This is a genomic window from Arsenicicoccus dermatophilus (assembly GCF_022568795.1).
GTDB lineage: Bacteria > Actinomycetota > Actinomycetes > Actinomycetales > Dermatophilaceae > Arsenicicoccus > Arsenicicoccus dermatophilus.
Genome location: NZ_JAKZHU010000001.1, coordinates 1455026 through 1469305, shown reverse-complemented (window position 1 = coordinate 1469305; position 14280 = coordinate 1455026). Strand labels below are relative to the sequence as shown.

Below are 14280 nucleotides of genomic sequence, written 5' to 3'. Positions count from 1 at the left end.
GGGTGGGCCCACCCACGGGCGGGGCGGTGACGAGTCCGCACCACAGCCGCACAGGGGGCGGCACGTCGCGGCCCGCCGGCCAGGGGGCCACGTCGTCGCGGTGTGGTCGAGCATCAGCCCGCCACGACCGGTCAGCTGCTGCAGCCGGTGATCGTCGCCGGTGGTGCGGGGACGCTCCCGACCACGCCGGTGCGCACCAGCTGCTCGGCATACACCCGGGACCAGCTCCCGTCCCGCACCGCGGACCGCAGCGCGTCCCGGATCGAGCCGCACAGGCCGGGGATCCGCCGGGAGACAGCGATGTAGTAGTCGATCGACGGCAGCCGCAGGTCCACGACCTTGACGGCTCCCGAGAAAGGGGCGTTGGCGACGTAGCCGCGCAGGGCCAGGCCCTCGTCGGTGACCGCGTCGACCTGGCCGTGGCGCAGCTCGGTCAGGCAGGTGGAGACCGTCTCGCGGTAGGTGATGTGCGCTCCGGGGAAGGTCTTCGGGGAGGTGCGGCCCAGCTCGCTGCCGAGGACTGCGCACACCGTGCGGCCCGAGAGGGAGGCCGGGGTGACGGTGTCGCGGTCCGAGGCGCGCACCGCGACCTCCTGGTGCCCGCGCAGGTAGGGCCCGACGAGGTCGGCGCGGGCACGCAGGGCGGGGGTCGCGGGATAGGCCGCGACGAGGACGTCGTAGGGCAGATCCGTGGACTGCGGGGTCACCCTCCGCTCCGGCACCGCGACGTAGGCCAGGTCCTTGGGGCCGGGGTGCCCGAGGCGGGCCATGAGATCGCGGGCCAGGACGTAGTCGAAGCCGGACAGGTCGTAGGCCGCCCGGATCCCCAGGCCGGGACGGTCGTAGGACACACCCACCGACGGCTCCGGCTGGGCGCACCCGCCGAGCACGCTCGCGATCGCACCCAGCGCCACGAGCGCCGCCGCCCGCCGGCGTACCCCGCTGCTCGTCATACCTGTCCCTCCTCGCTCCGGTGCCTACCGTATCCGCCGTCCGCGATCACGCCGGGCAGCGGCGACAGCCTGTCCGAGGGGACTTGTCCCGCGCGGCGTCCCCACCGTGCATCATGTCCGCATGGACAACGGACGTTCGCGCGTGGTCAAGGCCGGTGACGGTGACCTGGAGGACCGGGTCGAGGGGATCGCCCAGCAGGCGGGGGACCACCCGGTCCTGGAGCTGGCTGCGCGGGTCGGGTATGCCGTCAACGGGCTGCTTCACCTGGTCATCGCCTGGATCTGCCTGCAGCTCGCCATGCTCAAGCCCACCGGCCAGGCAGACCAGTCCGGCGCCTTCGCCACGCTCGCCTCGTCCACCCCGGGCCTGATCGCCCTGTGGCTCGGCGTCGTCGGCTTCGGCGGCCTGGCGCTGTGGCAGCTCACCGAGGTGCTGGTTCCCGGCGTGTATGCCGAGTGGAAGGACCGGGCCAAGGACGCCGCCAAGGCCGTCGTCTTCGCCGTCCTGGCGTTCTCGTGCTTCGGCTTCGCGCGTGGACACGGCTCGTCCGGTGCCCGCACGACGCAGGACCTGACTCGCACGCTCATGGGGGGCTTCGGCGGGCGCTTCTTCGTGGCCCTGGTGGGCCTGACGATCCTCGGGGTCGGGGTCTACCACGTCGCCAAGGGAATCAGGAAGAAGTTCCTGCGCGACCTGGCCGACGACCCGGGCCCGGTCGCGGTGCGCGCCGGACAGATCGGCTACCCGACCCGCGGGGTGGCGCTCATGGTCGTGGGTCTGCTCTTCGTGCTCGGGGCGCTGAACAACTCGGTCGCCAAGGCCAACGGGCTGGACGCGGCCTTCAAGTTCGTGCTGGAGCAGCCCTTCGGGCGGGTCCTGATGGTGCTGATGACCCTCGGCTTCGCGGCCTTCGGGGTGTATCTCTTCTTCCGTGCGCGGCACGCCCGCGTCTGACGACGGGCAGGCGGCCGGCCGGCCTGCGGGGGAGTGGATGGTAGGACGGCTGGGGCTTGAACCCAGGACCGACGGATTATGAGTCCGCTGCTCTGACCGACTGAGCTACCGTCCCGCGGCGCCGGGGCGCCGATGGGCCAGCCTACCGCCCGCGAGCACCTGCGCCCTGCTCGGCCGCACGCGTGTGCCGGGATGACGGGCCAGGGCAGGATAGTCACCCGGGACTATTACTCTGTGCGATTGAATCAGGCTTCAGGTACGCCTGAACAGGTCAGATCCCCCTCGAACTTGGCCCAGATTGACTACACACTGTCGAGATATCGAATCGACAGTGAAGGTCTGGTCCCATGACTGCATCGCGCCTAGCGCCCCTCACCGCCCGGCACCCTGCCGTCCCCACCCCGCCCCGCCCGGGCGCGGCGGCGCCGCGCACCGTGGGCACGTCCCGCACCGCGACCCCCAGCGCACGCCTGACCCACACGGTGCCCGCGGTGGCCACCTCCGTCCACGCCACGTCGCTTCCCCTGCGCACCACCGCGGCCTGGCACCTGGCCCGGCGCTGCGCCCTCGCCCCCACCGCAGCGATCGCGGCAGACATCCAGCGGCTCGGCACCCGCGCCTGGCTCGACCAGCAGCTGAACCCGACCGCGCTCGCGGACCCCACCTGGGACCAGCTCGCGGCGCAGCACTTCCCCTGGCTCGCGCTCACGACGCGTCAGCTGGCAGATCGGGTCAACGGTCAGGCCTTCCGGGGGGACCCGTCATGGCTCACGCAGCCGCCGTCCGCCCCCTGTTCACCACACGGGTGCTCTGGGAGAACGTCGTGCAGCTGTTCGGCGACCTGCTCTACGTCCCCTACCGCAGCAAGGCGAGCTCCTTCGTGCTGGAGTACGACCAGTTCGTCCTGCGCCGACATGCCTTCGGGCGCTACGCCGACCTGCTGCACGCCGCGGTGACGCATCCCGCCTTGCTCAACCTGTTGGACAACGACGTGAGCTCGAAGGACAACCCCAACGAGAACCTGGGTCGCGAGATCATCGAGCTGTACTCCGTCGGGGTGGGGAGCTACACCGAGACGGACGTGCGACAGTCCGCCCTCATCCTCACCGGCCAGTCCATCGACTGGAACACCTTCGCTCCGTCTTATCAGTCCTGGGCGCACCACGTCGGTCCAGTGAGAGTGATGGGCTTCAGCCACGCCAACGCCACCCCCGAGGGCGGACCGGCGGTGGTCCGCGCCTACACCGACTACCTGGCCCGGCACCCCGCGACGGCCACCCGGATCGCCCGACGGATCGCCACGAGGTTCGTCTCCGACACCCCCTCCGCATCGTTGGTCCAGGCGTTGGCCTCGACCTACCTCGCGGCCGACACGGCCATCGTTCCGGTCCTGCGCAAGCTCTTCAACCACCCGGAGTTCTGGAGCTCTGTGGGAGCCAAGTGGACTCGGCCGTTCGAGCTCGTCTCGGGCTTGACCCGCGCCGCCAAGCCCACGGGGTACTCGTTCGCCCAATCCATCACGGTCAACCCCTTCGCCATGAGTAACTACTTCTGGCAGGTGGCCGGCACCGGGCATGGGCCGCGTGCGTGGCCCCGGGTGGACGGCTATCCCGACGTCGCCGCCGCGTGGCGCACCACGGGCGCCACCCTGGCCTCGTGGAACCTCAGCCACGCCCTGACCTGGGGCTGGGGCGACGGGCCGATGTACCCGAACCAGGTGGACCAGACCAGCGGTGACACCCGCCCCCGATGGGATCTGGCACTGGGGGTCAAGGAAGGCGACAACGTCCTGGCCACCGCTCGTCGCATCACCACCGACCTGACGGGCTACACCTGGCGCGAGGAGGACGTGGCAGCTATCGCGTCATGGCTCTGCAGCTACGGCGAGAGGCCCGCCACGAGCTCCGACACGCTCTCCTACGCCTCCGTGATCGGGTGGTTGCCGGAGGCCGTGCGCCTCGTCTTCGCCAGTCCCTACGCCTTCCTGCGCTGACGCGCCCCACCCGGCACGCCGCCCTCTCGTCATACCGGAGCAGACATGACCCGCCCAGACCCCTTCTCGCCGCTGCTGCACGAGGACCTCGTCACCCCGATGCACCACCACGACGAGTCCCGCAACCACCTCCTCGTCCGGACGCCGGACGGACCCCGGGTCATGAGCCCGCAGGCCGCCGCGGCCCACGTCGCCCGGGTCCGCCCGGAGCCCGACGCCGACGAGATCGCGGATCGGTGCGGCTGGCGCGGCCCGGTGCGACGCCGCACGGTGCTGCAGGGCGCCGCCCTCGGCGTCGGCGCCCTGCTCGCCGAGTCCGCTGCGCCGCGCTACGCCTTCGGGGCCACGGCGACCTCCCGCGACCTGCTCGTCGTGATCTTCATGCGCGGGGGCGCCGACGGCCTGTCCCTGGTCCCGCCGCTGACGGACGCGCAGTACCTCGCCAACCGCCCGGGCATCGGCATCAGGCCGGAGGCGGCCCTCCCGCTCGACGCGCGGTACGGGCTCAACCCGGCCATGCCCAAGGCCAAGGCGATGTATGACGCCGGCCAGCTCGCCGTCGTGGTCGGGGCGGGCAACCCGGCCGTCACCCGCTCCCACTTCGAGGACATGAACGCGATGGAGTGGGCCGCCCCCGCGAACATGCGCTCCGGCTGGCTCGCGCGCCACCTGGCGACGACCGGGGGCCTGCAGGGGACGGTGCGGGCGATCACCCGCGGCAGCCAGGTGGCGATGTCCCTGTCGAGCCCCGACTTCGAGACCACCGCGATCGCCCAGCTGGCGTCCTTCGGTCTGCACCCGACCTACAGCACCGACGGGGTCACCGTCCCCCGCATCACCTCCATCATCGACGGGTTCTACCGACGGGCCGGGGGAGAGGCCGCTGCCACCGCGGCCGCCACGCTGGCCTCCGTGGCCCGCCTGTCGGACCTGCGCAGCGCCGCCGCCAACCGCCCCAAGGCCCCGGACGGTTACTCCTCCCCGTTCTTCGACGGCATGCGGGACATCGCGGCGGTGGCCAGGTCCGGACGCGGGCTCGAGGTGGCCTGCATCGACCACGACGACTGGGACATGCACCGCGGCCTGGGCGCCTCCACCGACACGAACGCGTGGATCTGGAAGCGCGCCAACGACCTCGACCGGGGTCTGGACGTGCTGCGCACCGAGCTCGGGGACCTGTGGCAGCGGATCACCGTCGTCACGATGAGTGAGTTCGGTCGCCGCGTCCGGGAGAACGGCGACCAGGGGGTCGACCACGGCCACGGCAACGTCATGTTCGTCGCCGGCGGGGGGATCAACGGAGGCAAGGTCTACGGCTCGATCCCCACCCTGTCCGACGCCAACCTGGTGCAGGGGGACGTGCCGATCACCACGGACTACCGCGAGGTATTGTCCGAACTGATCTCCGCACGACTGCTCAACCGGGACGGGCTGGCGACGATCTTCCCGGGGTTCACCCCGGGTTCACCGCTCGGCATCGCCTGAGTCGGATCGGCGCGGCAGGCTCGGCACCACGCCGCGTGTCGCGTCGTCAGGGGGTGGTCAACGTGCCCCCCATGCGGCATAGTTGGCAACGCAGAGTGATTGCATGACTGGTCCTGGTCGAGGTCGTTGGGGAAGACGTCCCTCGCACACAGGAGGTTCCGGATGTCTCGTGCAACCGCACTGCAGCGTGGTGGCGACGTCGCCGCCCACACCAGGGGTGTTGTGTTCGTCCACAGCGCCTCCACCGCGTCATGCCCGCACGTCGAGTGGGCTCTCCAGGGTGTCCTCGGCACCCCGGTCTCGCTCGACTGGACGATCCAGCCTGCCGAGCGCCGCCTGATGCGCGCGGAGGTCAACTGGATCGGACCCGCCGGCACGGGCGCCGCTCTGGCGAGCGCGCTTCGTGGCTGGGAGTCCTTGCGCTACGAGATCACCGAGGAGCCCAGCCCCGGCTGCGACGGCTCCCGCTGGTCGCACACCCCCGAGCTCGGTCTGCACCACACGTGGATCTCCGCGAGCGGCGACGCGGTGGTCAACGAGGACCGGCTGCGGCACGCCGTCGCGCAGGCCCAGGGCGACCCACGGGCCTTCGCCGAGATCATGGACCAGCTGCTCGGCGAGCCCTGGGACCGGGAGCTGGAGGACTACCGCGAGGGTGGCGAGGGCGCTCCGGTGCGCTGGTTGCACAAGGTGGGCTGATCCTGGAGCCGGCCCCGCGGTGTGCACCGGCGCCGACCCCTCAGGTGTGCCGCAGGCCTGGTCCTTCCCCGGGTGGGGAGGGACCAGGCCTGCGCGCGCGGTCAGGCCGACCGCAGCACCAGCGCGACGTTGTGGCCGCCGAAGCCGAAGGAGTTGTTGAGGGCGGCGATCTGCCCGTCCGGCAGGGTGCGGTGCTCGCCCCGGACGACGTCCAGCCGGACCGCCTCGTCGAAGTCGTCGACGTTGATGGTGGCCGGGGCGACGCGGTCGCGGATGGACAGGACGGTCAGGATCGCCTCCAGGGCACCGGCGGCCCCGAGCAGGTGCCCCGTCATCGACTTGGTCGCCGAGACGCACATGCCGTCCGTGGCGTCGGCGAAGGCGCGACGGATGGCGCGTGACTCTGCCAGGTCACCGACCGGGGTGGAGGTGGCGTGCGCGTTGACGTGGCACAGGTCGCTGCCCGTCAGCCCGGCGGACGCGACCGCCTCGACCATCGCCCGCGAGGCACCGGCGCCCTCCGGCTCGGGGGCCGCGATGTGGTGGGCGTCCGCGGAGCAGCCCGCGCCCGCCAGCTCGGCGTGCACCCGCGCGCCACGCGCACGGGCGTGCTCCTCGGCCTCGAGCACGAACAGCCCGGCACCCTCGGCGAGCAGGAAGCCGTCCCGGGCCTTGTCGTAGGGCCGGGACGCCCGCGTCGGGTCGTCGTTGCGCGTGGACAGCGCCTGCATGGCGGCGAAGCCGGCGATCGGCAGCGGGTGCACGGCGGCCTCGGTGCCGCCGCAGACGACGACGTCGGCGCGACCCCAGCGGATCATCTCCAGCCCCACCGCCATGGCCTCGGCGCCGGAGGCGCAGGCGCTGACCGGGGTGTGGGCACCCAGCCGGGCCCCCAGCTCCAGGGAGACCGTGGCGGCGGGAGAGTTGGGCATGAGCATCGGCACCGACAGCGGGTAGACCCGGCGGGGGCCCTTCTCGCGCAGGTTGTCCCACTGGTCGAGCAGGGTCCACACGCCGCCGATGCCGGAGCCGACGACGCTCGCGAAGCGCTCCGGCTCGACATCGGGCGCGCCCGCGTCGGCCCAGGCCTCACGGGCGGCGACGAGGGCGGCCTGCGCGGAGGGGTCCAGGCGCTTGAACTCGACCTTGGTGAGCACGTCAGCGGTCGGCACGGCCAGCGTCGCGGCGAAGCGCACCGGCAGGTCGTACTCCTCCACCCAGTCGAAGGGCATGGTGCGGGCGCCCGAGCGTCCCGCGAGGACCGCCTCCCAGGTGTCGGCGACGGTGCCGCCCAGGGGGGTCGTGGCGCCGAGGCCGGTGATGACGACGCGGCGGGGGTTGGGGGTGGTCATCTGTGACTCCTCGTGACAGGGGCTGGGTGGGCGAGCGCGGGGTGGAGGGGCCACGACGACCCCTCCACCCCGCCGGGTGCGGTGCTCAGCCCTGCGCGCCGGCGATGAAGGTGACGGCGTCGCGGACGGTCTTGAGGTTCTTGACCTCGTCGTCGGGGATGCGGACGCCGAAGCGCTCCTCGGCCTGCACGACGATCGTCATCATCGACAGGGAGTCGATGTCCAGGTCCTCGGTGAAGGACTTGTCCATCTGGACCTCGCCGGCGTCGATGCCCGTCTCCTCGTTGACGATCTCGGCCAGGCCCTCGCGGATCTCGTTCTCGTTCGCCATGTCTGGCTCCTTCAGGTGCGCGCTCCGGGGAGCGGGGTGGGTGGTGCGGGTCAGCCCGAGGGGTCCCGTCGGGCAGCGGGGGGTATGCCGGTGCCGGCGTGGGTCCAGGGGACCTGGCCCGTGCCGGCCCGGGGACTAGGGGAGGACGACCACCTGGGCGGCGTAGACCAGGCCGGCGCCGAAGCCGATCTGCAGGGCCAGGCCGCCGTGGGGCGCGGTGCCGTCGGTGAGCATCCGGTCCATGGCCAGGGGCACGGAGGCCGAGCTGGTGTTGCCCTGGTGGCGGATGTCGTCGGCGACGGGGACGTGGGCCGGCAGGCGCAGCTGCTTGACGAGGGCGTCGACGATCCGCAGGTTGGCCTGGTGCGGGACGAAGGCGTCCAGGTCATCGGCCTGGATCCCCGCGGCGGCCAGGGCTTCTCGGCATACCGGGGCCATGGCGTAGACCGCCCACCGGAACACGCTCTGCCCGGCCATCGTGAGGTAGGACCAGGGCATGGCGTCGGCGGGGTGCTGCTCGTCGATGGCCCCGAGCCGGGCGTGCTCGCGCAGCTCGGTCCAGGAGTACTTGTTGCGGATGACGTCCCAGGACTCGCCCTTGGAGCCCCAGGCCACCGGACCGATGCCCGGGACGTCCGAGGGACCGACGACGGCCGCGCCCGCGCCGTCGCCGAAGATGAAGGCCGTGCCGCGGTCGTGGATGTCCAGGAAGTCCGAGAGCTTCTCCGCCCCGATCACGAGGACGAACTCGGCGGATCCGGACCGGATCATGTCGGCGGCCAGCGAGATCCCGTGGCAGTAGCCCGCGCACGCCGCGGCCAGGTCCATCGCGGCGGCCGGCTCGGCCCCGATGCGGTGGGCGACGGCGGTGGCCGCGCTCGGCGTCTGGAAGGGGTGGGTCACCGTGGCGACCAGCACGGCGCCCAGCTGGTCCGGCCGTACCCCGGCCTTGGCGAGGGCGTCCTCGGCCGCGGCGCAGGACATGTCGATCAGGGTCTCGTCGGGTCGGGCGAAGCGCCGCTCGACGACCCCCGACCGCGAGCGGATCCACTCGTCGCTCGACTCGATCCACTCGCAGACCTCGGCGTTGGTGACGACCCGCTCGGGGCGGTAGCTCCCGAGGCCCCACAGCCGGGCGTGCGGGGCGCCCGTGCGCTCCCGCAGCGTCGGACGGCTCATGCGACGACCTGCGCGGGGGCACCGGCGTGCTCGGTGAGGAGGCGGCGGGCGGACTCGAGGTCCTCGGGGGTGCGCAGGGCGCACAGCTCCACGCCCCGCATGGCGCGCTTGGCCAGACCGGTGAGGGTGCCGCCGGGGCAGACCTCGACCAGGGCGGTGACGCCGCGGTCGAGCATCGTCTGCAGGCACAGGTCCCAGCGCACCGGGCTGACGACCTGGGTGACGATCCGGCGCACCACCTCGCCGCCGTCCACGAGCACCTCCCCGTCCCGGTTGGAGACGAGGGGGATCGCCGCGTCGTGCGGGGTCAGCGTCGCGGCGACCTCGTCGAGCGGCGCGAGGGCCGGGGCCATGTGCTCGGTGTGGAAGGCCCCGGCGACCGGCAGCGGGACGACCCGCGCCCGGGCAGGAGGCTGCTCCTGCAGGGCCCGCAGCTGGTCGAGGGTGCCGGCGGCGACGGTCTGCCCGGCGCCGTTGACGTTGGCGGGGGTCAGGCCGTGCCGCTGGATGGCGTCGAGGACCTCCGCGGGGTCACCACCCAGCACGGCGCTCATGCCGGTCGGGGTCGCGGCGGCGGCCCGGGCCATCCCGAGACCCCGCTCGCGGACCAGGCCCATCGCGGCCTCGTCGGTGAGCACCCCGGCTGCCGCGGCCGCCGTCACCTCGCCGACCGAGTGACCACCGAGCAGGTCCGGGCGGGCGGCGGCACCCACGTCGTCGAGGAGCGCGGCGTAGGTCACCAGTCCGGCGGCCACGAGCAGGGGCTGGGCGACGGCGGTGTCCTTGATGGTGTCCATCGGTGACGTGGTCCCGTGGGTCACCAGGTCCAGGCCCGCGACCTCGCCGAGCGCACCGAGGCGGTCGGCGCAGGCGGGCAGCTCGAGCCAGGGGGCGAGGAAACCGGGGGTCTGGGCGCCCTGTCCGGGGCAGACGATCGCAAGCACCCGTCCACTGTGCCCGGTGACGGGGCTGACGGCGGTTGGCAGCACCGCCGAAGTACCCGGCAGTTCCTTGGAGGATTCCTCCAACACGCGCCGGTCTGGCGACGCTGCTCGGTCGCCTGCCCCTCGGCCTCCGGCGGTGGCCTGCCCGGTGGCCTGCCCGGTGGCGCTCGCGCAGCGGTCAGCGCCAGGTCTGGGAGGGGAGGCTCGCGAGCCGTCCGAGCGCCAGGCCGAGCCGCGCCGTGTGCGCCTCGCGCGGGACGGTCAGGTCCAGCCCGGTGACCTGGGCGACCCGGCCCAGGCGATAGCGCACGGTGTTGGGGTGGACGAACAACGCCCGCGCCGTCCCCTCCAGGCTCACGAGCGCCAGATAGGTCTCCGCCGTGAGCAGCAGGTCGCCACCGGCGTCCACGAGGGGCCGGTGCACCTGCTCGACGAGGGTCCGGCGGGCCTGAGGGTCCCCGGCGAGGGACCGCTCGGGCAGCAGGTCGTGGGCCTCCACGGGGCGCGGGGCGTCGGGCCGGGCGGGGGCCGCCACCAGCCCGGACAGCGCCGCGCGGGCCGAGCGGCCCGCGGCGAACAGGTGCGGCACGGTGGGCCCGATGACCACGGCGCCCTCGCCGAAGTGGTCCAGCAGCTGACGGGTGGTGCCGACCGCGTCCCGCGTGCCGCCCAGCACGACGACGAGCTGACGCCCCTGGATCGCGCTGAGCGCCGACACCCCGAGCCGAGAAGCGGCGCGGCGCAAGGCATCCACCGCCCGGGCGGTGTCCTGGTGCGGCGTCCGGCCGACGACCACGGTGACGTGCTCCAGCGAGCCCCACCCGAGCGCCGTCGCCCGGGACCGGAGCGAGTTGTCGGCCTCGCCGCGCACCACCGCGTCCACGACCAGCGACTCCAGCCGCGCGTCCCAGGCGCCGCGCTCCTCGGCGGCGGCGGCATACACCTGGGCGGCGGCGAAGGCCACCTCGCGGCTGAACCGCAGCGCCACCTCCCGCAGCGCGCCGTCGTCCCCCGGGGCGGCCAGCTCGTCGACCTGCTCCTCGACCACGTCGACGACGCTGCGGACCAGGTCCAAGGTCTGCCCGAGGGACACGGACCGGGTGAGCTCGCGCGGGGCGTTGCCGAAGACGTCCACCGTCACCACGGGCGCCGACCCAGGGTCGCGCAACCACGCCAGGAAGCTGCCGATGCCGGCCTGCGCCACCAGACCGACCCAGCTGCGCTCGTCGGCGGACAGGGCGCGATACCACCCGTGCTGGGACTCGATGCGGGAGATCGCTGCCGTGGCCAGGGCCCCGGCGGCGGCCTCCACCCGGTGCCGGGTCTGCGCCGAGGGGGTATGCCGAAGCGCGGTCATCGCCTCATCGTAGTTGTGGGCAGGCCACAAGGGCGGGCTCGCCGGTCGGTATCCCGCGGAGCCTCGGCGCACCTCGTCGTCGCCATACCACGCGGAGCTCAGGCGGTGCCCGGTGCGGTCGCCGCCGCCCACCCGCCACACGCAGCCGCGCCCCGGCACCCACGTGGGGTGCCGGGGCGCGGGATCGACTGCGGTCGGGTCAGCTCTCGCCGCCCGCGTTGCCGCTGGCGCCCGCCGTCACGTCGTGCAGGCGGTACTTCGCGATGGCCTCGCCGACGACCGAGCGGTCCACGACGCCCTGCTTGGCGAGCGCCTCCAGGGTGCGCACCACCATCGACGGGCCGTCGATGTGGTAGAAGCGGCGCGCCGCCTGCCGGGTGTCGGAGAAGCCGAAGCCGTCCGCGCCCAGCGTGTAGTAGTCGCCGGGCACCCACTCGCGGATCTGGTCCTGCACGGCCCGCATGTAGTCGGACGTGGCGACGACCGGACCGGGGCGGTCCTTGAGGCAGGTGGTGACGTAGGCTTCGGGGGCCTCCTCGTCGGGGTGGAGGAAGGCCCGCTCGTCGCAGGCCAGCCCGTCGCGGCGCAGCTCGCCCCAGGAGGTGACCGACCAGACGTCGGCGGCCACGCCCCAGTCCGTGGCGAGGAGCTCCTGGGCCTCCAGGGCCCACGGCACCCCGACGCCGGAGGCGAGCAGCTGCGCCCGCTTGTCGGCGGACTGGTCCTCGGCGGGCTTGTAGAGGTACATGCCCTTGACGATGCCCTCGGCGTCCACGTCCTCCGGCTCGGCCGGCATGACGATCGGCTCGTTGTAGAGCGTGATGTAGAAGATGACGTCCTCGGCGTTCTCGCCGTACATCCGCTCGAGGCCGGACTTCATGATGTGGGCGATCTCGTAGGAGAAGGCCGGGTCGTAGGCCACCAGCGCGGTGTTGGTGGACGCCAGCAGGTGGCTGTGGCCGTCCATGTGCTGGGTGCCCTCGCCGGTCAGGGTGGTGCGCCCGGCCGTGGCCCCGAGCAGGAAGCCGCGGGTCAGCTGGTCGGCGGCCGCCCAGATCGCGTCGCCGGTCCGCTGCAGGCCGAACATCGAGTAGAAGATGTACATCGGCACCATGGGCTCGTCGTGCGTGGAGTACGACGTGCCGGCCGCGGTGAACGCGGCCACGGACCCGGCCTCGTTGATGCCCAGGTGCAGGATCTGGCCGTTCTTGGCCTCGCGGTAGGCCAGCATCAGCTCGTGGTCGACCGGGGTGTAGTTCTGCCCGTGCGGGTTGTAGATCTTGATCGTCGGGAAGAACGAGTCCATGCCGAAGGTGCGCGCCTCGTCGGGGATGATCGGCACCACGCGGGGGCCGAACTCCTTGTCGCGCATCAGGTCCTTGAGCAGCCGCACCCACGCCATGGTCGTGGCGATCTGCTGCTTGCCGGAGCCCTTCTTGACCGTGGCGTAGGCCTTGTCGTCGGGCAGCTTGAGGGCCTTGCCCGTGGTGCGGCGCGAGGGGATGCCACCGCCGAGCTCCTTGCGCCGCTCCATCATGTAGCGGATGCGCTCGTCCTCCGGCCCGGGGTGGTAGTACGGCGGCTGGTAGGGGTCGGCCTCGAGGGTCTCGTCGGTGACCGGGATCTCCAGGCGGTCGCGCAGGTCCTTGAGGTCGTCCAGGGCGAACTTCTTCATCTGGTGGGTCGCGTTGCGCCCGGCGAAGTGCTGGCCGAGGAAGTAGCCCTTGATGGTGTGCGCCAGGATGACCGTCGGGACGCCGTGGGTGTCCAGCGCGCTCTTGTACGCCGCGTAGACCTTCTGGTAGTCGTGACCGCCGCGGGTGAGGCGCCAGACGTCCTCGTCGGACCAGCCCTCGACCATCTTGGCGGTGCGCGGGTCGCGGCCGAAGAAGTGCTTGCGCACGTAGGCCCCGTCGTTGGCCTTGAAGGTCTGGAAGTCGCCGTCGCTCGTGGTGTTCATCAGGTTGACGAGCGCGCCGTCGCGGTCGGCCGCGAGCAGCGGGTCCCAGCCGCGGCCCCACACGACCTTGATGACGTTCCAGCCGGCGCCGCGGAAGAAGCTCTCCAGCTCCTGCATGATCTTGCCGTTGCCGCGGACCGGGCCGTCGAGGCGCTGCAGGTTGCAGTTGACGACGAAGGTGAGGTTGTCGAGCTCCTCGTTGGCCGCCCACTGCAGCGCGCCGCGGGACTCGACCTCGTCCATCTCGCCGTCGCCGAGGAAGGCCCACACGTGCTGCTGCGAGGTGTCCTTGATGCCGCGGTGGTGGAGGTACTTGTCGAACTGCGCCTGGTAGATCGCGTTGATCGGGCCCAGGCCCATGGAGACCGTCGGGAACTCCCAGAAGTCCGGCATCTGCCGGGGGTGGGGGTATGACGGCAGTGCACGCACGGTGCCGTCGACCAGGTGCGACTTCTCCTGGCGGAAGCCGTCCAGGTCCTGCTCGTCGAGCCGACCCTCGAGGTAGGCGCGGGCGTACATGCCGGGGGAGGCGTGCCCCTGGAAGAAGATGTGGTCGCCGCCGCCGGGGTGGTCCTTGCCGCGCCAGAAGTGGTTGAGGCCGACCTCGTAGAGCGTCGCCGCGGAGGCGTAGGTGGAGATGTGGCCGCCGACGCCGATGCCGGGGCGCTGGGCGCGGTGCACCATCATCGCGGCGTTCCAGCGCAGCAGGCGGCGGTAGCCGCGCTCGATCCGCTCGTCGCCCGGGTACCACGGCTCGCGCTCGGGCGGGATCGTGTTGACGTAGTCGGTCGAGGTCAGCGAGGGCACCCCGACCTGACGCTCCCGGGCGCGCTCAAGGAGCTTGTGCATGACGTAGCGGGCCCGCTGTCGGCCCCCCTCGTCGATCATCCCGTCGAGGGACTCGAGCCACTCCTGCGTCTCGTCGGGGTCGATGTCGGGGAGCTGGTTGGGCAGTCCGTTGATGATCGGACCGACTCCGTCGCGTGCAACCACGCCACACGTCCTTTCGTTGGTGGACCTCCCGGCGGGCGCGAGCACGGCCGGGACGGCTGGTGACCAGTCTCCACCCAAA

Annotated in this window: 11 protein-coding genes and 1 tRNA gene; 4 read left to right on the top strand and 8 right to left on the bottom strand. The window is 72.4% G+C overall.

What is annotated here, in order from left to right:
• Positions 1 to 131 precede the first annotated feature (131 nt).
• Positions 132 to 953 carry a transporter substrate-binding domain-containing protein gene (locus MM438_RS06840; RefSeq protein WP_241451759.1) on the bottom strand — a complete coding sequence of 274 codons (822 nt, stop codon included), beginning with the start codon at positions 951 to 953 and terminating at the stop codon, positions 132 to 134.
• 121 nt (positions 954 to 1074) lie between these two features.
• On the opposite strand from MM438_RS06840, the gene MM438_RS06835 reads away from it, so the two are divergent.
• Positions 1075 to 1908, top strand: a complete 834-nt coding sequence (locus MM438_RS06835; protein WP_241451758.1) for a DUF1206 domain-containing protein — start codon at positions 1075 to 1077, stop codon at positions 1906 to 1908.
• 38 nt (positions 1909 to 1946) lie between these two features.
• Here MM438_RS06835 and MM438_RS06830 read toward each other — a convergent pair.
• Positions 1947 to 2023 (bottom strand) — tRNA-Ile (locus tag MM438_RS06830).
• Between the two features lie 648 nt (positions 2024 to 2671).
• On the opposite strand from MM438_RS06830, the gene MM438_RS06825 reads away from it, so the two are divergent.
• From MM438_RS06825 to MM438_RS06815, 3 genes are all read left to right on the top strand, one after another.
• A complete protein-coding gene (locus MM438_RS06825) occupies positions 2672 to 3901 on the top strand; it encodes a DUF1800 family protein (protein WP_241451757.1) in 1230 nt (409 codons plus the stop codon).
• A gap of 45 nt (positions 3902 to 3946) precedes the next feature.
• Positions 3947 to 5386 (top strand): DUF1501 domain-containing protein, encoded by a 1440-nt coding sequence (locus MM438_RS06820; RefSeq protein WP_241451756.1) that lies wholly within the window; start codon positions 3947 to 3949, stop codon positions 5384 to 5386.
• A gap of 162 nt (positions 5387 to 5548) precedes the next feature.
• Entirely contained in the window at positions 5549 to 6085 is a 537-nt protein-coding gene (locus MM438_RS06815) for a DUF3145 domain-containing protein (RefSeq protein ID WP_241451755.1), read from the top strand.
• 101 nt (positions 6086 to 6186) lie between these two features.
• Here the strand turns inward: MM438_RS06815 and MM438_RS06810 are convergent, their stop codons facing one another.
• The 6 genes from MM438_RS06810 to aceE form a co-directional block, all read right to left on the bottom strand.
• Entirely contained in the window at positions 6187 to 7437 is a 1251-nt protein-coding gene (locus MM438_RS06810) for a beta-ketoacyl-[acyl-carrier-protein] synthase family protein (RefSeq protein ID WP_241451754.1), read from the bottom strand.
• Positions 7438 to 7522: 85 nt separating this feature from the next.
• Positions 7523 to 7768 carry an acyl carrier protein gene (locus tag MM438_RS06805; RefSeq protein ID WP_241451753.1) on the bottom strand — a complete coding sequence of 82 codons (246 nt, stop codon included), beginning with the start codon at positions 7766 to 7768 and terminating at the stop codon, positions 7523 to 7525.
• Positions 7769 to 7903: 135 nt separating this feature from the next.
• Positions 7904 to 8947, bottom strand: a complete 1044-nt coding sequence (locus tag MM438_RS06800) for a beta-ketoacyl-ACP synthase III (protein WP_241451752.1) — start codon at positions 8945 to 8947, stop codon at positions 7904 to 7906.
• Positions 8944 to 9891, bottom strand: coding sequence for an ACP S-malonyltransferase (locus tag MM438_RS06795; protein ID WP_241451751.1), 948 nt, complete (start codon positions 9889 to 9891; stop codon positions 8944 to 8946). Before MM438_RS06795 ends, MM438_RS06800 begins: the two co-directional genes overlap by 4 nt.
• A 178-nt stretch (positions 9892 to 10069) precedes the next feature.
• On the bottom strand, positions 10070 to 11248 hold the full coding sequence (locus tag MM438_RS06790) for a PucR family transcriptional regulator (RefSeq protein WP_241451750.1): 1179 nt from the start codon (positions 11246 to 11248) through the stop codon (positions 10070 to 10072).
• A gap of 199 nt (positions 11249 to 11447) precedes the next feature.
• Positions 11448 to 14201: a pyruvate dehydrogenase (acetyl-transferring), homodimeric type gene (gene aceE / locus MM438_RS06785; protein ID WP_241451749.1), complete on the bottom strand. Its 2754-nt coding sequence runs from the start codon at positions 14199 to 14201 to the stop codon at positions 11448 to 11450.
• Positions 14202 to 14280: the final 79 nt, after the last annotated feature.